Origin of the sequence: Tropicimonas sp. TH_r6 (genome assembly GCF_033101155.1) — a bacterium.
GTDB lineage: Bacteria > Pseudomonadota > Alphaproteobacteria > Rhodobacterales > Rhodobacteraceae > Tropicimonas.
This window is the reverse complement of the sequence record NZ_JAWMPX010000009.1, coordinates 1-19,784: the sequence shown is the minus strand read 5'-3', so window position 1 is coordinate 19,784 and position 19,784 is coordinate 1. Positions and strand designations below refer to the sequence as shown.

Below are 19,784 nucleotides of genomic sequence, written 5' to 3'. Positions count from 1 at the left end.
CCTTTCGAGTGGCCGCGCAGACGTCTCGGGTGCTATTGATCCGTTGCGGAAAACTCGTCGAAGGCGCGCATGGCTTCGACGCCATAAACGGTCGACGGGCCGCCCCCCATCAGGATCGCGATGCCGATCATCTCGGCCACTTCCTGGCGGGTCGCGCCCGCCTTGATGACCGCCTCCGCATGATGGCCGATACAGCCGTCGCAGCGGACGGTGATCGCAATGGCAAAGGCGATCAGCTCCTTGGTCTTGAGCGACAACGCCTCGTCCAGGGTTGCGGCCTGCATCAGCGATCCAAAGGCGGCAATCGTGTCGGGAACATCATTGGCCAAGGCGGCAAACCCGGCATGGTAGGAGGTTGAAATCTCGCGATAGCTCTTCATCGAGGCTCTCCATGTTGCTGTTGGTGGCAGAGTACGCAGCCCGGCGTCCCACCAATTGACGCGCGTCAGTTCCCGGACATCCGGATGTGAAATACTGACGGCGCCCCGCACACGGAGTCCGCTTGCGACAAGCGCTGCAGGTCGGTGCGTGGCGGGAACCAAGCAAGAGGAGGCACCAATGAAACATGCATCGCACGCAATTGCCGGCATGGCCCTGGGCTGCCTGACCGCTGCCGCCAGTTGGGCCCAGCAACAGCCGGGAGTCGCGGATGGTGGCGCCGCGCCGGAAACGACCAACGGCCTCATCTACCTCATCAACGCCAATGCCGACGAAGAGATCGACGGGCTATTGAAATGGGAGGGCGAGCTTCGATCACGCGGCTTGACGGCGATGATCAAGGCGTCCGGCCCGGTCCTCGAAACCTATCCCCAACTCTTCAGACGGCTCGCGCAGGACGGTAGCGAGATCATCGGCGGGTCTTCCCAGATCTGCTGGGACATGCCCTATGAAGACCAGTACAGGGAGATCCTCACGGTCAAGACCGAGATGGAGGCGCTCACCGACCGCCCCATGCAGGTCTTCGCGTGCAAGTACTCCTCCTATGACGAGAACACCGTGCGGGCTGCCGAAGCCCTTGGCGTGCCCTATGTGCTGGCTCGCGGCACCGAGGACGTGCGCGCCCTGATCTACAGGCCGCAGGAATACGATGTCGGTCTGATCGAGGTGTCGAATGTCGCCTTCGCCGACATGGGCAGGGGGTCGCTCTGCGACATCAGCCTGTTTGCGAGGGGCGCCTCGGAGGACGATTTTGCGCGGGCCGTCGAGGCCAGCGTTGCCAAGGCCCCCGACAGCATGATCCTCGTGTCGCATCCGCATATCGGAGGGACCAAGGTCGGCTACTGGAATGTCTACGCGGCTGCCCTGAGCGAACAGGCCTTCACCTGGCGCCGGTTCGACGATTGGCTGGACCATGTGAGCGTGGAGGTCCGGCCCTACGCGGAAATTCCGGAAAACCGCGAGGTGAAATATCTCGAACCGACCCCGGCCGTGCCGCTGGATCAGCTCGCGGACCTTCCGGAGGTGGGCGAGAAACTGGTGATCTTCCATAACGGCCTGGGGCCGATGTGCCTGGAAGCGAAGGCATTCCTCGAGGCTATCGACTACCCGGTCGAGGAACATCTGGACAGCGAGAAGAACTTCCAAGGGCTGCTTGATGGCTATCTCGCACGGTATCCCGAAAGCGAGGGCGTCTCCGAGGCGTTCGGGTACTACCCGATCATCTTCCTCAAGGGCCGCGCTTTCTCCGGTTTCGACGCAACGGTCCAGGCGGCGATCGGCCAGGCGCTGGAGTGACCTTGACGCCGGTTTCCCGCACCAGAGCGGCCTTCACCATTTCGGCCGCATCCCCCGCATGCTTTCTGAAACCGATGGTGCCGGAAACCCGGTCGGTTTCCGGCACCATCCCTTACCCCAGACCATTCCGACTTGGCGCGGGGCACGGCAGGCGCTCGCGTTCCCCCTGCCGCGCATCTCCACCGCAGACACGGGGCGCTTGCGGTTCTCAATGCGCCAGGAAAACCGCCTTGTCGGTTTGTTCGATAAGCGTTCGGGTCGTTCCGCCGAAGACGGATTCGCGCAGGCGGGAATGTCCATAAGCGCCCATGACGATCAGGTCCGCGCCGCCTTCATTGGAGCGCTCAAGGATCGCGGTGCCGATCTCCTTGCCGCCACCCGGATATTGTTCGACCCGGACATTGCAGCCGTGGTGGCTCAGCCATTTTGCCACATCCGAGCCCGGGTTTTCGCCATCCTGGTACTCAGCCATCACCGGATCGAAGGTCGCGATGGTCACTTCATCGGCGCCGCACAGGAGCGGCAACGCCTGATGCACGGCACGGCCGGCCTCAAGCCCGGTATTCCAGGCAATGAACACGTGTCTCGGAGACAGCGCCGAGGCGGTACTGAGGTCATTCAGCAGTACCCCGGCCGGGGAGTGGAAGAGAACGCCATATACGGCTTCGCGGAACAGGCCGGGCGACGTTTCACGCAGATCCTGACCGATAAACGCGAAGTCGCAGACCAGCGCCCGCCGGACGACAGCGCTGGCAATCGCTGTCCGCTCGCAGAGCCGGGTCGTGACGTCTCCGGAAATATCATGCTGCTGCAATTGCCGTTCGGCGCGTTCGGCCATTGCCTTCAGCTCCGTCTTGACGGTGGCCGTCAGCTCCATCCAGGTCTGGATATCCACGACGCCCGCGGCATAGTCGGTCGCCGGGTTCCAGGGGGCTTCTCCAACAACCAGGATCGCGATATGCGCCGAAAGACTGCGCGCCTCTTCAAGCCGGGCCGCAAGCTCACGCTCGGGGCAGCGGGTGCCGATCACAAGCAGGATCGTTGCATTTTTCATCGTTTGTCTCCTTTTCTGGGCAAGGCCTCAGGCCTTGGTTGCGACGATTCCGACTGCGGTCGCCACGCCGGCGCCGACCAGTAGGAAGCTGTATTTCCGGGGTTCGCGATCTGCGATCGGAAGCAGGTGAGACGCGCCAACATAGAAGAGCGCGCCAGCCGAGAGCGCCAGCAGCCGCCCCAGCTCGACAGGCGTCTGTGCGCCCACCCATGCCAGCGAAGACATCGCGCCGAGGGGTGTCGTGACGGCCGCCGCGGCGAAGGCCAGCCAGAATGCCGTCCTTTCTCGAAAGCCGCCCTTGAGAAGCAGGACATATGTCACGACCCCCTCGGGGAACTCGTGCAGGATCATCCCGATCGCCGTCAGCACACCGGTAACGTCACTCACCCTGAAGGCGATCGAATAGACGACCCCGTCGATGAAGGAGTGGAAACCGATGCCGAGCAACGGGATGAGACCGATGGAAAAGGCGGGAGACCCGAGCCGGTCGCAGATCTTGGTCGAAAGCAACCGGTTCAGCAGATAGACTGACAGGTAGCCGGCCAGAAGGTAGATTGGCGCATCCGGCGCCAGTGCGAGGCTTCTGGGAACGATGTGCAGGAAGGCGACCGAAATCAGCACGCCGGCAGCAAAGCTGGCGAAATAGGTCGTGTTCCGGGGGCCCCAGTCGCCACAGCGCCGGACCACCAGAATTCCCGCCGTGGTCACCGTCGCGGCAAGAAGGCCCGCAAGGACAGACAGAGGGACATCAGGACCCATTTTGCCTCAACCTTTCTTTGGCGTCCTTCGGTCGAAACCACCTCGCTGTCTCATCGCCGATCGGCTGGCGACGCGTAACGACGCGGTTGCTGCAGGTGGCTCCGTTCAGTTTCTCACCCCAAACGCCTGTAACCAGAGCTACCATGGCGGCGGGTACCAGCTGTTGACGGCCGTCAATCTGCTCACCGGAACCGGAGGGGGCTCGCAGGCCGGTGTTCCTCGGAGTGACCCGGCCTACCGGGAAATCTGACCAGACCCTTGCCGGTTCTGATGCCCAAGCCCGACCACGCCACTGGCCGGTTCCCAATAGGTCCGTTTGAAATAGTCATTCCCCTGAATCACCCAGCTCGACGGTGGCCACATGGCAAGTGCGGTGAAGCAGATGAAACTGACGACCCCAAGCGCAACCCAAGCCTCCCGGCGGTGCCCTCGGGGATGGGCAGGCGTGCCGCCGAGCAGGTTCGACAAGACTTTGAGGTGGATGAGGAGATGCCACAGCACGAACCCGGTGAAGACAAGGCTGGCGGCGATGTGCAGACCTTCCCATCCCTCCCGACCGAGGAAGAGCAACTCCCAGTCGATCTGCTGTGCGACCCTCCCCCGAGGGGCGACATAGAGGATCACGCCGCTGATCAGCATCATCAGGGAGCTGGTGCTGACGCCGAAGACGGCAAGGGCGCGTCCGGAGAAACGGGCATGCGCCGAACGATGATACGATGTGTCTGACACTGCCATTCTTTCCATCCTTTCACATGAGACCAGCCCGCAGCGCGTGGAACGTACCGAGTGGCGTCTTCTCCGGTTTCGGTCCCGTCGTCGAACCCATCACCGGAGTCCTTCGCTTTCCTGCCAGACGCCGCTTGCGCGACAACGATACGCCCCGGATGCGTTTGCATCTTGACCGGGATCAATCTGCGGAACGGCGTTGGGCGGTAGACTGGTTGTGAGCATGCGCCGAACGCGGCAGCCGGACCTCTGACGCCCGGTTCTGCTCGGAAAGTGGGGAGTTCGATGGATCCGTATGAAGCCCTTGGCGTGAGCAGGACGGCGAGCGCCGCCGAGATCAAGAAAGCCTATCGCAGGATCGTCAAGGAGACCCACCCGGACCTCAATCCCGGCGATGCTGCCGGAGAGGAACGGTTCAAAAGCGCCTCTGCGGCCTATGACCTTCTGAAAGATCCCGAAACCCGTGCGCGTTTCGACCGGGGCGAGATCGACGCCCAGGGGCAGGAAACGGCCCAGCGGAACTACTACAACTCCTACGCCGACGCGCCGGACAACCCCTATCGCCAGGGGCAACGCTTCGACGACTTCGAAGATCTCTCCGATTTCTTTTCCGATTACATGCGCGCTGGTCGCGGCGCCCGTGGGACTGGCCATGATCACGTGCACGGCATGCATGCGGACGGGCGGAACGTCCGCTATCGGTTGCAGGTGCCGTTCCTCGATGCGGCCCTTGGCGGGGCGACCCGGATCACCCTGCCCGACGGCGCGGCGCTCGCGGTACAGATCCCGCGCGGCATCGCGGACGGACAGACGATCCGATTGCGCGGCAAGGGTGACCCGCCGATCGGCAAAGGGCAGCCGGGTGATGCGCTGGTTACAGTCTCGATCGCCCCTCACAAGGTCTTTTCCCGAGACGGCGACACGATCCGAATGGTCCTGCCGATCACGCTGGACGAGGCCGTGCTGGGCGGCAAAGTCGAGGTGCCGACGATCTCGGGAAATGTCAGCCTGACGATCCCCCCGGGCGCCAGCAGCGGGCAGGTTCTGCGCCTGCGCGGGCGCGGAATCGCACCAAGGGGTCGCGAGACGTGCGGGGACCAGTTGGTGGAACTCAGGATCGTCTCGCCGCCGAAGGTCGATGACGAATTGGCGGCATTCATGGAGACATGGCGCAAGGGTCGTGACCATGACCCACGAAAGGGGATGACATCATGACCGAGACTTTCACCCGACAGCAGGTTATCGCGGATGTGTCGGGGCTCGATCCCGTCCGCCTCGTGGAGTTCATCGAGGCCGAGATCATCGTGCCGGTGCATGTGCCGGAGCAACCCGAGGAGGTCGCGTTCCGGCAGGTGGACGTCGCAAGGCTGCGCCTTGCCTGCGAGCTTTGCGACTGCTTCGAAATCCGGGACGAAACGCTCGCAATGGTCATGGGGCTTGTCGACCAGTTGCATGGCGCTCGTGCGGAACTGCGCGCAGTCGTGAAGGCGATCGAGACGCTTCCTCCGGACACGCAGCGCGACGTCGTCGTGGCTTTGGACCAGGCACGCAAGGGATGACGAACGCGGTATCGTGATCCAAACCGTCGGAGGAGAAAATGCCCAACGCCAGGCGCGAATTCGCCGTTGTCGGCCTTGGAACTTTCGGGGCTGCCGTTGCCCGGGAGCTTGCCCATTTCGGAAATCCCGTCATCGGAATCGACATCTCGGAGCAACGGGTATCGGCCCTGGCCGAGCGCCTGGACCGGGCGATCATCGCGGATGCGCGCGACGAGGACGCACTGCGCGAGGCCGGAGTCGGTGAATGTGCAGTGGTTGTCATCGCCATCGGCGAGGAACTCGAGGCCAATGTGCTGGCGACGATGAATGCCAAGATGCTCGGTGTGCCCAAGATCTGGGCCAAGGCAAACAGCCGCGCGCATCACCGTATCCTCAGCAAGCTGGGCGCGGATCGCGTCGTGCAGCCCGAGGAGGAAGTCGGCACCCATGTCGCGCAGATGCTGAACACGCCTGACATTCGGGACTATCTTAGCCTTGGCAACGGGTTTCACATCGTGAACCTGCAAATCCCTCCCGGGTTCCTTGAGCGGGATCTCGCGGAGTTGCAACTGGAGGCGCGGCACAGGCTGCGCTGCCTGGGCGTGATGCGCGGCACCGAGTTCCGTGGCGACGGGGCCACGGGCTGTAGGCTGGCCGAGAAGGACAGGATGCTGTTGCTCGGCCGGCGCGACGACCTGCGCAACTTCGCGGCGCAGCTCTGACATGGGGCGGCTGTTCGGCCATGGACGTCCCGTCCTGTCCCCGCCAATCCTCCTGGCATCACTGTACCTCGCGCTGATTATATGCGGGAGCCTGCTGCTGTCGCTCCCGATCAGCACGACGGGGCCGATCTCTCTCATGCAGGCCGTCTTCACCGCCACCTCTGCGGTCACCGTTACCGGGCTTGCACTTGTCGATACCGGCAGCGGCTTTTCCGTGTTCGGACAGGTCGTCATCCTTGCGCTCATCCAGGTAGGCGGGCTTGGCCTGATGACATTTGCCGTGTTGCTCCTGAACACGCTCGGCCACAGGCTCGGGGCGTCGTCGCGGCAGGTCCTGCGCGAGGATCTGAAACTGCAGTCGGAACACAACCTGCCAGCGCTGGTCCGCGCCGTTGCCCGGATTGCTCTTCTCTTCGAAAGCCTCGGTGCGCTGGTCTTGTCGCTGGTCTTCATCCCAGAACTCGGCCCTCTTCGCGGAGCCTGGTTCGCCATATTCCATTCGGTTTCGGCCTTCTGCAACGCGGGGTTCGCGCTGCGTACGGACAGCCTGTCGGCCTGGGCGGCCGATCCGATCGTCAATGCAACGGTACCGGCGCTGTTCGTGGTCGGCGGGCTCGGCCTCGTGGTTATCAAGGAACTCGCCCATCGGCGTAGCTGGCGCCACCTGTCGCTGCACAGCAAGCTGATGCTGACGGGCACGCTCGGCCTGACGCTCTGGGGGTTTGCCAGCTTCGCCGCGCTGGAATGGAGCAATCCGGGCACGCTTGGCCCCCTGACAACAATGGACAAGCTGGTTGCGAGCTGGTTCCAGGCGGTCACACCGCGCACGGCGGGGTTCAGCACGCTCGATCTGTCGCAGACCCACGATGCGACCAGCCTGATGATGATCGTGCTGATGGTCGTCGGTGGCGGCAGCTCATCGACTGCTGGCGGAATAAAGGTGACGACCCTGATGGTGTTGCTGTTGGCAACACTGTCCTTCTTCCAACGCACGCCCGCGCCGCGCGCCTTTGGCCGGCACATCGGGCAGGATCAGCTCCTGAAGGTCCTGGCGCTGACCAGCGTCAGCATCTTTACGGTCATGTTCGCGCTTCTCATCGTGTCGATTTCGCATGACGGGGACTTCCTCGATCTCGCCTTCGAGATCGCGTCCGCCTTTGGCACTGTTGGCCTGAGCCGTGGCGCGACGGCCGAACTGGACACGCTTGGACGTTCTGTCGTGATGGTCCTGATGTTTGCAGGCCGGGTCGGCCCCCTCACATTCGGGTTCCTGCTGGCGACGCGCAGCAGGTCGCATCTGCGCTACCCCGAAGGTCAGATCTATCTGGGCTGAGGTTCGGCATCCACCGTTCCTTGACCAGTCAGAGCCCGTAGCACCGCATTGTTCCGGTCCCGTGCGGGAGGATGCGGCAGGGAGAGCGGTTCGATGTGGTGCGCCGCCTCCCCAGGGGAGATGGCACAAGACATATGGAGGTCTCGCAGCACAGCTTGCAAACTATCCTCGTCCAGCCCCAGACGACAGAGATGTTCCGCAACAATCTGGCGAAACGTCTCCCGGCAAGCCTCGGTATTCCTGCCATTCAGGCGCGCCGCGGCGGGTATCTGCGCTTCGCGTTGCCGTTCGAGCATGCGCGCTTCTTCGGTATTCTTGGCGCCCGCCACGATACGGATCGAGGCAAACCAGCCTTCGAGCATGGCCGCCGCCAAGGCGAGGTGGATGGCCCGGTATCCGCCAGCCCGGTTATGTGGAACGCCCTTCAACAGTCGCCCGACCTCGCGGCGGTAGTCCTGGGCGCGTTTTTCGAGCCCTTGTGAGGTCCACCCGGTATAGGTCATCAGACCTTCTGGGCGTTCAATGTCGATCTGGTAGACAGTGAAAGCGTCACCCGCGTCGAACTGGTCTTCGGAAGGGCAGAGATTGAGCATGGCAGGCTTCCCATGAAGATGTATTCTCTACTTGCCTTTCATTGGTCGGCTTTCAAGTCGTGGTGCAGGTCAATCTTCTGGGATTTTCCCTGCTGCGCATCGCCCGTTCTGGACTTTTCGGCGTAGAACGCGGGCGACCGGATGGCCGCCCCGCTGCGGCAGCTCAGTGATGATGGGACACCGGGATCTTCCGCGTCTTCTCGACGATCTCTTCGGGTTTGGGCAGGGAAACGGTGAGAACGCCGTCCCGGACCTCCGCTTCGACGCCTTCAGGGTCGATCTCGAATGGCAATGCCAGCACGCGCTGGAATGCACCCGAGGAGCGCTCAATGCGGTGGAACTGGCGGCCGTCCTCTTCGCGAGTCTCATCCTTCTCGGATTTCTTCTCGCCCTGGATCGAGATCCGGTTGCCCACGACCGAGACCTCGACATCCTCGTCGGTCAGCCCGGGCAATTCGGCAGTCAGGCGGATCTCCTTGTCGGTCTCACTCACATTGGTACGCAGGTCGAAGCTGTCTGGCGGTGCCACCGGGGTGACGTCGAAGGAGTCGAACAGCGACTCGACCTGGGATTTCAGCGCCTGGAAGGGGTCATCGGCAGGTTCCTTGCGGCCCAGCCAGTTTGTCGGAAACAGGGTACGATGGGTCATGACATGGTCTCCTTTGCTTTGGCGGCCCTCGCGGGAGAGTCTACCGCAGCTGTCCGGGATCCGATTGACCCGTGTCAATCCGCGCAATCCGCCCGGGCTGTTCATTTGGAGATCTGCATCCCGGTCTTGCGCCATGCCGCGATCGCGCGTTCCGCGAGACCATCTTCCATGCACAGCGCGTCGAACCTCCGATACACTGTTGCTTCGAAATCCGGTCGAAGAACACGCAGTTCGTCGATCTCTGCAGCCGCCGCTTCCATGTCCCCGGCCTCGACATGGAACCAGCTCATATAAGCGTGGTACCAGAACAGGTTCGTGAGGCCAGACACCCTCAGTTCGGCAATCGCCGCCGTCGGACCTTCGGTCATCAGGAGCCCCAGCGAGCGCAAGAGGTGGTACCATCCCGGGCAGAGCGGACTGAGCGAAATGGCGCGTTCCAGAAGCGGAAACGCCCTGTCCCAATCCGCGCGCAGGGCATGGCACATGCCAATCGTCGCGCACATGTCCGGATGACCGGGGTTCAACTCCAGCGCATGCCGGGCCGCATTTGCGAAGGCCCCGAACTCGCGGAGGTGGAACTGCGCAACGGCCAGTGCCTGAAAGGCGACGGCGTTGTCAGGATCACAGGCGACCGCCATTTCGGCCTGTGTGAGCGCCGCGTCGAGGCTGGTTTGGCCGGGCCCGGGGTCGAGCAACTGCCTGTGCTCGTCCACAAAAATCATGGAAAGCAATGCGTGGGCACTGGACGAGCTGGGGTCGGTCTCGACCGCGCGCTCAAGGCCGTCCTTGACATCCCGGCCGCGCGAAAGGTCGAGATCGAGTCCATACCGGTAATACGCGGCGATGGCGGCACAGGTGTCCCAGGAGCTGGCATGCCGCGCGCGGGCGGATTTCCGGGCGGGCGGTCCAAGCGACAGGCAGCCCTGGGCGATGCGCGCGGCGATGCGTTCGGCCATCTCGTCCTGCACCTGGAACAGATCTTGTGGGGTGGTCGCATCGCTGAAATGGCTGGTGAGGATGATCCGGTCCTCCGCGGCATCGACCACATGGACCGTGATACGGACCGTGTCGTCGCTCCTGCGAACACTGCCTTCCACAACGAAATCCGGCTGAAAGGCATCGTAGATCTGTGCCACGCTCCACCGGTCCTTCTTCACTTTTTCCGTGGTGGAGCGCGAGAAAACCGAGAACGCCCTGAAGCGCGACAGGTCCGTTATCGTTTCCTCCGTCAACGCTTCGGCAAAGCAGGATGTTTGACCTCCGCAGGTGAAGTCGTCAAAGGGCAGCACAGCGATGCCGGGCTTTGACGCTGGCTCGACCGCGTCGGGATGATCGCTCGCTTGTGGTGCGTTCCCCTCCCAGGAGATATGAAAGGAAGGCTCGTAAGAGCCTTTTGCCAGGATGATGTGAACGGGATCCTCGGCGCCTTCATGCGCGTAGTAAATGTCCAGTTTCTGGCGCAGAGCGCGGGCTTCGACCCGCACGATCGTATCGATCTGGGGGTTGAAATCGGTTGGACGTTCAAAGACCTCGACGCCGATCGTATAGCCCTTGATCCGTTCCGCCCGACCATCGAGGCTCTCCTCGACAACAAATCGCAGGAAATCGGAGAGGCGCGGTGCATTGGCGAAATGCGGGCTGGCGAGTATGCGCTTCAGTTGCGTCTCGATGATGTCCCTGGGGAGCGATGTCGAAAGTTCCAAGGCCTGATCCTCTTGAGCTCACGAGACCGTCAAGGTCGTGTTCCGGTCCTGCCCTCACGGTGACTCACTTCCCGGCGGCCCCGGCATCTGGTGTCATGTCGGCAGTCGAAACCGGAGACAGGTTGAAAAGGGCCTTGAGATGGCGGCGCAAGTTGAAGGACCGCAAACGGTGGCGGCGTTGCTCTGCGAGATATGGGGGTTGGTGGACATCCTGGAAAGGGTCGTCATGTCTGAAAGCCGCTCCGAATTGACGCATCCGGAAGAAAGGTTTTCGATCCTGCGCTCCGACTTGACCGCTCTGACCGGCGAGTTGGGCCCGTTGCGGCCCTCGGACAGGATGCATGGTGCCGGGACCACAACGGCTCGGGATCAATGCTGGGTGGCCCTGCGAATGGCGGTGCAGGTCTACCGGGCAACACAGGAGTGCTCTCCGTCTCTCGGCGCATTCGAAGGATTCGGGACAGGGCCACAACGCAGCCCGTCCCGACAGGGGCGTTTGGAAGGCCGGGACGAAACATGAAAGGAACAAGATGATGCACCCGTCGACTCTTGGACTTGAAGCGGTTGAACCCCGGCACGTCCGCCGGACCCGAGACAACGCAAACAACGTCGAAATTCTGTCCTCCCTTGCAACCGATGGCCTGGCCGGGATGACCGCGCCACGGGGGGAAAGTGGATGGGAATCGCCGCGGCGGGGGGGCGGCCGGTTGCGGGCGTGTTTCGACACGCAGGGCCACGAGCGTCATTACCAGCCGGGCAGCACGATCCTTCTTCATGGCGAACCGGCCCGCAATATGTACCTAATAGAATCGGGTACCGTTCGCTGCTGCATGATCGATGCCGATGGTTCTCGGCAAATCTTCGACTTCCTGTCCAAGGGGTTCTTTCTCGGCGTGACGGATGTCGAGGTCTGGCATTACACGGTGGAGGCCGTCGATCACGTCACCTTGCGGGCGACATCACAGCAGCGGATCGTGGATGCCTGTTGTCAGGACAGCGCGCTGCGCGATGAGTTTCGCGCCTATGCCTGCTCGGTCCTGGAACGCCGGGAGCGACTGATGATCTCGCTTGTGCACATGAACGCACAGGAACGGTTGCTGGCTTTCCTCACGGATTTCGCCCGGCGGCGCAGGAGTGACGGTTTCGTTGCCCTGCCGATGCAGCGGCATGACATTGCCGACTATCTCGGCCTGAGCGTGGAAACGGTCAGTCGCACCTTTTCCGAACTCAAGCGCAAATCGTTGATCGACATGGCGACGTCGGAGAAATTCCGGCTGTTGGCCAGCCCAGGCACATCGCGCATGCCAGTGCGTCCGCATTGAAACATCCGCTTGCGCTCAGGAGGCATCAAGCTCCCGACCCTTGCGAAGGGCGTCGTCGTGGAAACCAGCAAAGATGCGCATCGGTTGAGCCTGCATTCAAGGCAGAGAGCGAGAAATCGCTCGCCGGGCTGTATGTCAATTGCGTCAGGCAAGATACCAGCGGCGCAGGTAACCTGATACTTCGTTGGGTTTTTCGATCGTTGCGAGGTGCCCGCAATTCGGCAAGGAGGCAAGCATGGAGGTCGGAATCCCCGTCGCCATTTCCAGCTGGGTCGCATGGGCCATCAGGGGGTCGTCATGGCCGCAAAGCACCCAGGTCCGACAGGGAATCTCCGAAAGCTCCTTGAGATGATCAGGACGCTCCATGATAGCGCGCTGCTGGCGTTCGAACCCCGCCGGGCCGATCCGGTCCGCCATGAGATGAAACAACGTGGTCAGTTCGGGATCGTCCTGCCGAGCCGCAGGCAGAAGATGTTGCAGGAGCCTGTCGACCGCCTCCTCGAAATGCCCCTCCGATGAGATCGAGAGCAGTTCTTTCCGGAACGCGCGCGCCTCGTCACTGTCGGCGCGGGCATTCGTGCTGATCAGGGCAAGCCGGTCCACCCGTTCAGGCGCCTGCCGCAGGATCTCCTGGCAGACATATCCCCCCATGGAAAAGCCGCAGAGTGCGAATTTCTCTGGCGCGTCTTCGAGGATCGCAGCGGCCATGGCCTCGATGCTGTCGCAGCCGGTCGTGTCGGCAATCCTGACCGACGCAAGATCGGCCAGAGCTTCGGTCTGCGCCTTGAATACGCGTTCGTCGCAGAGCAGTCCGGGTACAAGGATGATCGGAATCTGTTTCGTCATGTGCTTTTTCCTCGTCCGAAAATGGGTGGGCGCACGAGCCGGATGGCGGAGCAGCTATCCCCTCCCGACGATCCTGGTGCCGGCGGGTTCCAGCTCAAAATGCGCAAATCAAGTATATATATTTGCCCCCGGCTTTTGAACCCTGCAGAGCGGAGAGGAAGACGGTTTTTTCCAAAGCCCACCAGGACCCGGGACAGAGATCATGATGATTGCCATTGCCAGCCAGAACTTTCGTACCGTGACCGGCCATGCCGGACGGACCCGCAGGTTCTTCATCTTCGAGGCACTGCTCGGACAGGCACCTCGAGAGACGGATCGGCTGGACCTGCCCAAGGACATGTCGATTCACGAGTTTCGCGATGGCGGCATGCATCCGCTCGACCTCGTGGATGTGGTGATCGCCGGAAGCGTCGGCAAAGGGTTTGTCCGGCGCATGGAGGCGCGCGGGATCACCGCCGTGGCCACCTCGGAAACAGACCCCGCCAAAGCCGCCGCGGACTATCTTGCCGGGATATTGGCGCCGGGCGAACCGCATGAGCACGCGCATGGCAACGGGAATGGGCATGGCGGCGGTCTCGACAGGCTCGGTTCCTGTTCCTGCCGCGAATGAGGCTTGTCTCGCTGGTCCCGTCCTGGACCGAAACGCTGCTTGAGGCCGGCGTTGATGTCGTCGGACGGATCCGGTTTTGCATCCACCCCAAGGCCCGTGTGGGCACCATCCCCATGATTGGTGGACCAAGAGACCCGGACTGGACGGCCATCGCCAAACTTCGCCCCGACCTCGTCATCGCGGATCGGGAAGAGAGCCCGCGCGCGGTTCTGGACCGGTCGACGGCCCCGCTCTTCCTCACCCATGTGCGCGACACGGCGTCTGTTGCAGTGGAGCTGGACCGGATGGCTGCTCGAGTTGCAGGAAGGGGTGTCCCGAATGCTATTCTGTCGGAGATGGCCCAGAGATGGCGCGTCGCAACCGGTCGCGCGCGGCAAGTCGACATCTTGGATCTTCCCGGTGTCGTCGAGTGGTGCCGCCGTCCGGAACAGGGCGTGACATCCATTCTCTACCTGGTCTGGAAAGACCCTTGGATGGCCGCGTCGCGGCAGAGTTTCATCGGGTCCATGGTCGATGCGCTCGGGTTCCCTGCGCAACTTCCCAACTTCGAACATACCTATCAACACATCGAGCTTGACGGGTTTGACGATCCCTCGATCCTGCTGGCCTTTGCCTCGGAGCCCTATGCGTTCACGCCGGCATCCGTGATCGACACGATCGGGCAGATGTCGAACCCGGCGGCTCTCGTCGATGGAGAGACATATTGCTGGTATGGCTTGCGAAGCTTGAGAGCGCTGGAGACAGTGGACCGCGCCACCGGGCGAAGCCGCGCCTAGCGACTGACCGGCCGAAACGGTACCAACTTTTCTACCCTTGCAGAGCCCGGATCGCGGAGGATGAAAAAAGAAGCATCCGTGGTATTGAATTTCTAGAGAACTTCAACACATGAAAACTATCGCTGCACGCAACTGCACCGATGCACCTGCCGCGGCCCAGTCAGACCTGTCCTGACATGCCGATGCACCGGGATCCCTCCGGCGGGCGAAGGTCGCCGGAGATGTACCCATGAAGATCCGAAATGTCCTGTTCACTGCCGCCGTCCTGTTGGTGGCTGTCGGAGGCTATTCCTGGTACAGCGGGCGTCAGCCAGCCCCGCTGCCGGGAGACATCGCCTTTGGAAATGGCCAGGTCGAGGCCGTGCAGGTTGATATCTCCAGCAAGATTGCCGGGCGGGTGCAAGAGGTGCTTGTGTCCGAGGGCGCGGTGGTGGAACCGGATCAGGTCCTCGCCCGGCTCGATCGCAGGACGCTGGAGGCGACGAAGGCACAAGCCGAGGCGACGTTGGCCAGCGCGGAGGCCCAGGTTGCGGCGGCCGAGGCGGCGGTGGTCCAGGCCAAGGCCCAGTTGACGCTGACGGAGCAGGAACTCGCCCGGGCGCAACAGCTTCTCGCCAAGGGCCATTCCAGCCAGGAGGTCACCGATATCCGCGTCAGCGAGCGCGATGTGGCGGCGGCGAATGTCAGCGCGGCCGAGGCAGCGGTGGTCTCGGCCCGGCGCAATGTCGACGCGGCGCGCTTCGCGGTCGAGGAAATCGACAGCACGCTGGAGGATACCGAGCTGGTCGCGCCGACGCGCGGGCGGGTCCTCTACCGGCTGGTGGAGCCGGGCGAAGTGGTCGCCTCCGGTGGCAAGCTTCTGACCATGATCGATCTCTCGGACGTCTACCTGGAGTTCTTCCTGCCCGCGACGCAGGCCCACCTTGTCGCAATTGGCGCCGAGGCGCGGATCCGGCTCGACATCGCCGATGTCACCGTGCCGGCCACCGTCACCTTCGTCTCTCCCAGCTCACAATTCACGCCCAAGCAGGTCGAGACCGCCGATGAGCGCGACAAGCTGATGTTCCGGGTCAAGGTGCGGGTGCCGCAGGAGTTGGTCGAAAAGTACATCGACTACGTGAAGACCGGTTTGCGCGGCACGGCCTATGTCCGGCTGGCCAGCGAGGCGCCGTCGGACTGGCCGGCCTCCCTGGCCCTGACGGAGCTGGATGCGCTCCCTGACCTCGTGAAACGCTGAAGGGGCCCGCGATGACAGGCGATACAGGCCCGGTCGTTCGGGCGACGGATCTCACGCAGCTTTATGGCCCGGTGACAGCGCTGGACCGTGTGACCCTGGAGCTGCCGCGCGGGCAGATGGTCGGACTTCTGGGGCCAGACGGGGTCGGCAAGTCCACCCTTCTGGACCTGATCGCCGGGGCCAGGGTGATGCAGGGCGGCGCCTTGCAGGTGCTGGGTGGCGATATGCGCGACACCGGCCACAGGCGCCGGACCGGCCCGCAGATCGCCTACATGCCGCAAGGGCTGGGCAAGAACCTCTACCACCAGCTCTCCGTGCAGGAAAATCTCGACTTCTTCGGCAAGCTCTTCGGACAGGGCGGCGCGGAACGCCGTGACCGCATGGCGCGGCTGACCCGGGCAACCGGCCTGGCCCCGTTCCTCGACCGCCCCGCAGGCAAGCTCTCGGGCGGGATGAAGCAGAAACTCGGCCTCTGCTGCGCGCTGCTGCATGATCCGGACCTGCTGATCCTCGACGAGCCGACCACTGGCGTGGACCCGCTCTCGCGCCGCCAGTTCTGGGTGCTGATCGCGGCGATCCGGGCGGAGCGGCCCGGCATGTCGGTGCTGGTCTCCACCGCCTATATGGACGAGGCGCAGGGGTTCGACTGGCTGGTGGCCATGGAGGACGGGCGGGTGCTGGATAACGGCTCGCCGGACGAGCTGATGGCGATGACCGGCACTGCGGATATCGAGGCCGCCTTCGTGCGGCTCCTGCCCGAGGCTCGCCGCGGCGGGAGCGCCGAGCTGGCTATCCCGCCGCTCGAAAACAGCGACGGCCCGCCGGCCATCACCGCGACGGGGCTCACCCGACGCTTCGGCGATTTCACCGCTGTGGACGATGTGAGTTTCGAGATCCGCCCGGGCGAGATCTTCGGGTTTCTCGGTTCGAACGGCTGCGGCAAGACCACGACGATGAAGATGCTCACCGGGCTGCTGCCGATCAGCGAGGGCGCAGCCACGCTCTTCGGCCGGCCGGTGGACGCCTCGGACCTTGCCACCCGCAACCGCGTCGGGTTCATGACCCAGGCCTTCTCGCTCTATGGCGAGTTGACCGTGGCACAGAACCTCTCCCTGCATGCAAGGCTGTTCCGGATGGAACCAGACCGGGCTCGGGAGCGGATTGCCACGCTGAGCGCGCGTTTCGAGCTGGCCGCGCACATGGACAGCCGCTCCGGAAAACTCCCGCTCGGCATCCGGCAGCGCCTGTCGCTGGCGGTGGCAGTGCTGCACGAACCCGAGATCCTGATCCTCGACGAGCCGACATCGGGCGTGGACCCGGTGGCGCGGGATGCGTTCTGGGCGCTGCTGGTGGAGCTGTCGCGCCGCGATGGCGTGACGATCTTCATCTCTACCCATTTCATGAACGAAGCTCTGCGCTGCGACAGGATCTCGCTCATGCATGCCGGCCGGGTGCTTGTCTATGACACGCCCGCGCAATTGATCGCGGGAAAGGGGGCCGACAGCCTCGAGGAAGCGTTCATCTCCTATATCGAGGAAGCCACCGGCGGCTCCGAGAAGGAGACAGGCAATCAGGCGGCAACGCTCTCCGCCGACAATGCGCCCGCGCGCGCTCCCGAGGATGTGCATCGCTTCAGCGTGACACGACTGCTGGCCTTCTCCTGGCGCGAGACGATCGAAGTGTTGCGCGACCCGGTGCGTCTGGCCTTCGCCTTCCTCGGCTCTTCCATCCTGCTCATCGTGCTGACCTATGGCGTGTCGATGGATGTGGACAATATTGGCTTCGCCGCGCTCGATCAGGACCGCTCGCCGGCCAGCCGGGCCTATCTGCACCAGCTCGACGGCTCGCTCTATTTCGACGAACTCGCCCCGCTGGCCTCCACCGACGATCTGACCCGGCGGATGGCCTCGGGCGAGGTGACCGTGGCGCTGGAGATCCCGCCCGGTTTCGAGCGGGACATCCTGAAGGGGGCGGCACCCGAGGTCTCGGCCACGATCGACGGCGCCAACACGATGCGCGCGGGCACGGTGGAAGCTTATGTGGAGGCGGCGCATTACGCCTTTCTCGAAGAGGCGATGCGCCAGTCCGGCTATGACCCGGATACTTTGGCCAGCTACGAGGTCGAGAACCGCTACCGTTACAACCCGACTTTCGAGAGCATCTACGCCTTCGGCCCGGCCATCCCGGCCATGTTGTTGATGCTCTTTCCCGCGATCCTGATGGCGATCAGCGTTGCCCGGGAGAAGGAGATCGGCACTATCACCAATTTCTACGTCACGCCTACCAGCCGCGCCGAGTTCCTGATCGGCAAGCAACTCCCCTATATCGGCATCACGCTGATCAACTTTGCCATCCTCACCGGGCTGGTGGTCCTTGCCCTCGGCGTGCCGCTGAAGGGCTCGGTCGCGGCACTTGCCGTCGGCGCGCTGCTCTACGCCATGGCCGTGACCTCCTACGGGCTCCTGATCTCCACCCTGACCTCCAGCCAGGTCGCGGCCGTCTTCGCCACGTCGGTGCTCTCGCTGATGCCGACAGTGCAGTTCTCGGGGCTGATCCAGCCGATCTCCACCCTCGGCGAGGCCGGGCAGTTCCTCGGCTCGGTCTGGCCGGCCTCCTATTTCCTGCACCTCTCCGTTGGCGCTTACACCAAGGCGCTTGGCTTTGGTGCCCTGTGGCAGGACATGGCGGCGCTGGCCGCGTTCACCCCGGTCTTCCTCGCCGTCGCCATGTGGCGGCTGCGCAAACAGGAGCGATAGCATGCTGCGCTCAATCACCCATATCTTCTGGCTTGGCACCAAAGAGCTGCGCGCGGTGCTGGGTGACGCGATGATGGTCTTCCTGATCCTCTTCGTCTTCATCGGCATGGTCTATGCCCAAGCGACTTCGATGCCGGAGAATGTCAACAACGCCTCCATCGCCATCGTCGACGAGGACAACTCGGCGCTCTCGCGCCAGATCGCCAGCGCTTTCCAGCCGCCCTTCTTCCAGACGCCGCAACAGATCGGCATCGAGGCACTGGATGACGGGCTTGACCAGAACCGGTTCATCTTCGCCCTGGTCATCCCGCGCGATTTCGAGGCCGACCTGCGCAAGGGCAGCCAGCCCGAGATCCAGGTCCAGATCGACGCCACCGCCATGCTGCAGGCCGGGCTTGGCGATGGCTATATCCAGACCATCCTGAACGACGAGATCACCCGCCACCTCAACCGCAATGACGAGGAGACGGCGCTTTCGGTCGAGATCGTCACCCGCCTCGCCTTCAACCCGAATGGCGAGCAGGAGTGGTTCTCAGCGCTCACCGGCATTCTCGACTTCCTGTCCGTTGTCACCATCATGCTGACCGGCGCGGCGCTGATCCGCGAGCGCGAACATGGCACGATCGAGCACCTGATGGTGATGCCGCTCACCGCCTTCGAGATCGCAGCGGCCAAGATCTGGGCCAACGGGCTGATCATCATCTGCGCTTTTTCGCTGTCGATGTTGCTTGTCGTGGAGGGGGTACTCGGGGTGCCGGTTGCAGGGTCCCGCCTGCTGCTGCTCGGGGGCACGACCCTTTATCTCTTCGCCGCATCCGCTATCGGCGTGCTGCTGGGAACGGTCGCGCGCTCCATGGCGCAATTCGCGCTGCTGCTTCTGATGAGCGTGATTCCGATGCTGATGCTCTCGGGTGGACTGACCCCGATCGAAAGCCAGCCAGACCTGGTCCAGCCCTTTACCTGGCTGCTCCCCTCGCGCCATTTCATGGCTTTTGCGCAGGCGGTGGTGTTCCGCGGTGCGGGCGTCGACATCGTTTGGCCTGAACTTGTGATCATGGCCGGGCTGGGCGCGACCTACCTGTCCGGCAGCCTGTTGTTGTTCCGGCGTTCATTGAGCATCGCTTGATCCAATTTCTTGATCCTGATGAGATGCCCCAACCCAATTTGCATTTGGCTACCATCGCCGGAAAATCCAGCAAAAAAGTGAATGGCAGATTTCCGGAACTCGCCCAACCGCCCTGCAGTTGCAGAGACCGTCTGCTCTCCGCCCATACTGACCAATGCTGCGGGTATCATTGAGGACTCGAATGGGCTCTTGGCCACCTTGCGCCGGCACAGCAAAGTGCCCGTTCTCAGGGTCACCTGAATGACCGGTCTTTGCCAGATGGCCCGCTCAACTCGCTTGCGCGGCGAATTCACACTTTCC

20 protein-coding genes are annotated in these 19,784 nt (G+C 63.1%); 11 read left to right on the top strand and 9 right to left on the bottom strand.

All coding sequences use genetic code 11. From position 1 onward, the window contains the following. Positions 1-32 precede the first annotated feature (32 nt). Positions 33-380: a carboxymuconolactone decarboxylase family protein gene (locus tag R3X27_RS10765; protein WP_317708864.1), complete on the bottom strand. Its 348-nt coding sequence runs from the start codon at positions 378-380 to the stop codon at positions 33-35. Between the two features lie 178 nt (positions 381-558). Here R3X27_RS10765 and R3X27_RS10760 point away from each other — a divergent pair, with 178 nt between their 5' ends. Continuing rightward, on the top strand, positions 559-1,734 hold the full coding sequence (locus tag R3X27_RS10760; RefSeq protein WP_317708863.1) for a polysaccharide deacetylase family protein: 1,176 nt from the start codon (positions 559-561) through the stop codon (positions 1,732-1,734). Positions 1,735-1,942: 208 nt separating this feature from the next. On the opposite strand, the gene R3X27_RS10755 is transcribed toward R3X27_RS10760, so the two are convergent. The 3 genes from R3X27_RS10755 to R3X27_RS10745 all read right to left on the bottom strand — a co-directional run bounded on the left by R3X27_RS10755 (position 1,943) and on the right by R3X27_RS10745 (position 4,282). Next, on the bottom strand, positions 1,943-2,788 hold the full coding sequence (locus tag R3X27_RS10755; RefSeq protein WP_317708862.1) for a universal stress protein: 846 nt from the start codon (positions 2,786-2,788) through the stop codon (positions 1,943-1,945). 27 nt (positions 2,789-2,815) lie between these two features. Further along, positions 2,816-3,547 (bottom strand): ZIP family metal transporter, encoded by a 732-nt coding sequence (locus R3X27_RS10750; RefSeq protein WP_317708861.1) that lies wholly within the window; start codon positions 3,545-3,547, stop codon positions 2,816-2,818. 234 nt (positions 3,548-3,781) lie between these two features. Continuing rightward, positions 3,782-4,282: a DUF4405 domain-containing protein gene (locus R3X27_RS10745; RefSeq protein WP_317708860.1), complete on the bottom strand. Its 501-nt coding sequence runs from the start codon at positions 4,280-4,282 to the stop codon at positions 3,782-3,784. Between the two features lie 276 nt (positions 4,283-4,558). Here R3X27_RS10745 and R3X27_RS10740 point away from each other — a divergent pair, with 276 nt between their 5' ends. The 4 genes from R3X27_RS10740 to R3X27_RS10725 are packed head-to-tail and all read left to right on the top strand — an operon-like array spanning position 4,559 to position 7,866. Continuing rightward, the gene (locus tag R3X27_RS10740) at positions 4,559-5,488 is read left to right on the top strand and encodes a DnaJ C-terminal domain-containing protein (protein WP_317708859.1); all 930 of its coding nucleotides are present in this window, start codon (positions 4,559-4,561) and stop codon (positions 5,486-5,488) included. After that, the gene (locus tag R3X27_RS10735; RefSeq protein ID WP_317708858.1) at positions 5,485-5,832 is read left to right on the top strand and encodes a chaperone modulator CbpM; all 348 of its coding nucleotides are present in this window, start codon (positions 5,485-5,487) and stop codon (positions 5,830-5,832) included. The genes R3X27_RS10740 and R3X27_RS10735 overlap by 4 nt, the downstream gene beginning before the upstream one ends. Before the next feature lie 38 nt (positions 5,833-5,870). Beyond that, entirely contained in the window at positions 5,871-6,533 is a 663-nt protein-coding gene (locus tag R3X27_RS10730) for a TrkA family potassium uptake protein (RefSeq protein WP_317708857.1), read from the top strand. Position 6,534: 1 nt separating this feature from the next. Continuing rightward, the gene (locus tag R3X27_RS10725; protein ID WP_317708856.1) at positions 6,535-7,866 is read left to right on the top strand and encodes a TrkH family potassium uptake protein; all 1,332 of its coding nucleotides are present in this window, start codon (positions 6,535-6,537) and stop codon (positions 7,864-7,866) included. On the opposite strand, the gene R3X27_RS10720 is transcribed toward R3X27_RS10725, so the two are convergent. From R3X27_RS10720 to R3X27_RS10710, 3 genes are all read right to left on the bottom strand, one after another. Beyond that, on the bottom strand, positions 7,854-8,459 hold the full coding sequence (locus R3X27_RS10720) for a hypothetical protein (protein WP_317708855.1): 606 nt from the start codon (positions 8,457-8,459) through the stop codon (positions 7,854-7,856). The genes R3X27_RS10725 and R3X27_RS10720 overlap by 13 nt on opposite strands. A 163-nt stretch (positions 8,460-8,622) precedes the next feature. Next, positions 8,623-9,108: an Hsp20/alpha crystallin family protein gene (locus tag R3X27_RS10715; RefSeq protein WP_317708854.1), complete on the bottom strand. Its 486-nt coding sequence runs from the start codon at positions 9,106-9,108 to the stop codon at positions 8,623-8,625. 101 nt (positions 9,109-9,209) lie between these two features. After that, positions 9,210-10,811 (bottom strand): hypothetical protein, encoded by a 1,602-nt coding sequence (locus R3X27_RS10710; protein WP_317708853.1) that lies wholly within the window; start codon positions 10,809-10,811, stop codon positions 9,210-9,212. A 341-nt stretch (positions 10,812-11,152) separates the two neighbouring features. On the opposite strand from R3X27_RS10710, the gene R3X27_RS10705 reads away from it, so the two are divergent. After that, positions 11,153-12,133 (top strand): Crp/Fnr family transcriptional regulator, encoded by a 981-nt coding sequence (locus tag R3X27_RS10705; protein ID WP_317708852.1) that lies wholly within the window; start codon positions 11,153-11,155, stop codon positions 12,131-12,133. Between the two features lie 144 nt (positions 12,134-12,277). On the opposite strand, the gene R3X27_RS10700 is transcribed toward R3X27_RS10705, so the two are convergent. Continuing rightward, positions 12,278-12,979, bottom strand: coding sequence for an alpha/beta hydrolase (locus R3X27_RS10700; RefSeq protein WP_317708851.1), 702 nt, complete (start codon positions 12,977-12,979; stop codon positions 12,278-12,280). A gap of 202 nt (positions 12,980-13,181) precedes the next feature. On the opposite strand from R3X27_RS10700, the gene R3X27_RS10695 reads away from it, so the two are divergent. The 5 genes from R3X27_RS10695 to R3X27_RS10675 all read left to right on the top strand — a co-directional run bounded on the left by R3X27_RS10695 (position 13,182) and on the right by R3X27_RS10675 (position 19,484). Continuing rightward, positions 13,182-13,589 carry a nitrogen fixation protein gene (locus tag R3X27_RS10695; protein ID WP_317708850.1) on the top strand — a complete coding sequence of 136 codons (408 nt, stop codon included), beginning with the start codon at positions 13,182-13,184 and terminating at the stop codon, positions 13,587-13,589. Then, positions 13,586-14,365, top strand: a complete 780-nt coding sequence (locus R3X27_RS10690; RefSeq protein ID WP_317708849.1) for a helical backbone metal receptor — start codon at positions 13,586-13,588, stop codon at positions 14,363-14,365. The genes R3X27_RS10695 and R3X27_RS10690 overlap by 4 nt, the downstream gene beginning before the upstream one ends. 229 nt (positions 14,366-14,594) lie before the next feature. After that, positions 14,595-15,602: an HlyD family secretion protein gene (locus R3X27_RS10685; protein WP_317708848.1), complete on the top strand. Its 1,008-nt coding sequence runs from the start codon at positions 14,595-14,597 to the stop codon at positions 15,600-15,602. Between the two features lie 11 nt (positions 15,603-15,613). Further along, positions 15,614-18,358, top strand: coding sequence for a ribosome-associated ATPase/putative transporter RbbA (rbbA, locus tag R3X27_RS10680; protein WP_317708847.1), 2,745 nt, complete (start codon positions 15,614-15,616; stop codon positions 18,356-18,358). 1 nt (position 18,359) lies between these two features. Next, positions 18,360-19,484 carry an ABC transporter permease gene (locus tag R3X27_RS10675; protein ID WP_317708846.1) on the top strand — a complete coding sequence of 375 codons (1,125 nt, stop codon included), beginning with the start codon at positions 18,360-18,362 and terminating at the stop codon, positions 19,482-19,484. Here the strand turns inward: R3X27_RS10675 and R3X27_RS10670 are convergent. After that, positions 19,433-19,784, bottom strand: a 352-nt coding sequence (locus tag R3X27_RS10670; RefSeq protein WP_317708845.1) for a hypothetical protein, incomplete at its 5' end; no start/stop codon positions are given. The genes R3X27_RS10675 and R3X27_RS10670 overlap by 52 nt on opposite strands.

Bases quoted from the DNA above. Each gene is read 5' to 3' on its own strand.
- R3X27_RS10765 (WP_317708864.1), bottom strand. From the start codon at position 380: ATGAAGAGCTATCGCGAGATTTCAACCTCCTACCATGCCGGGTTTGCC.
- R3X27_RS10760 (WP_317708863.1), top strand. From the start codon at position 559: ATGAAACATGCATCGCACGCAATTGCCGGCATGGCCCTGGGCTGCCTG.
- R3X27_RS10755 (WP_317708862.1), bottom strand. From the start codon at position 2,788: ATGAAAAATGCAACGATCCTGCTTGTGATCGGCACCCGCTGCCCCGAG.
- R3X27_RS10750 (WP_317708861.1), bottom strand. From the start codon at position 3,547: ATGGGTCCTGATGTCCCTCTGTCTGTCCTTGCGGGCCTTCTTGCCGCG.
- R3X27_RS10745 (WP_317708860.1), bottom strand. From the start codon at position 4,282: ATGGCAGTGTCAGACACATCGTATCATCGTTCGGCGCATGCCCGTTTC.
- R3X27_RS10740 (WP_317708859.1), top strand. From the start codon at position 4,559: ATGGATCCGTATGAAGCCCTTGGCGTGAGCAGGACGGCGAGCGCCGCC.
- R3X27_RS10735 (WP_317708858.1), top strand. From the start codon at position 5,485: ATGACCGAGACTTTCACCCGACAGCAGGTTATCGCGGATGTGTCGGGG.
- R3X27_RS10730 (WP_317708857.1), top strand. From the start codon at position 5,871: ATGCCCAACGCCAGGCGCGAATTCGCCGTTGTCGGCCTTGGAACTTTC.
- R3X27_RS10725 (WP_317708856.1), top strand. From the start codon at position 6,535: ATGGGGCGGCTGTTCGGCCATGGACGTCCCGTCCTGTCCCCGCCAATC.
- R3X27_RS10720 (WP_317708855.1), bottom strand. From the start codon at position 8,459: ATGCTCAATCTCTGCCCTTCCGAAGACCAGTTCGACGCGGGTGACGCT.
- R3X27_RS10715 (WP_317708854.1), bottom strand. From the start codon at position 9,108: ATGACCCATCGTACCCTGTTTCCGACAAACTGGCTGGGCCGCAAGGAA.
- R3X27_RS10705 (WP_317708852.1), top strand. From the start codon at position 11,153: ATGGTGCCGGGACCACAACGGCTCGGGATCAATGCTGGGTGGCCCTGC.
- R3X27_RS10700 (WP_317708851.1), bottom strand. From the start codon at position 12,979: ATGACGAAACAGATTCCGATCATCCTTGTACCCGGACTGCTCTGCGAC.
- R3X27_RS10695 (WP_317708850.1), top strand. From the start codon at position 13,182: ATGATGATTGCCATTGCCAGCCAGAACTTTCGTACCGTGACCGGCCAT.
- R3X27_RS10690 (WP_317708849.1), top strand. From the start codon at position 13,586: ATGAGGCTTGTCTCGCTGGTCCCGTCCTGGACCGAAACGCTGCTTGAG.
- R3X27_RS10685 (WP_317708848.1), top strand. From the start codon at position 14,595: ATGAAGATCCGAAATGTCCTGTTCACTGCCGCCGTCCTGTTGGTGGCT.
- rbbA (WP_317708847.1), top strand. From the start codon at position 15,614: ATGACAGGCGATACAGGCCCGGTCGTTCGGGCGACGGATCTCACGCAG.
- R3X27_RS10675 (WP_317708846.1), top strand. From the start codon at position 18,360: ATGCTGCGCTCAATCACCCATATCTTCTGGCTTGGCACCAAAGAGCTG.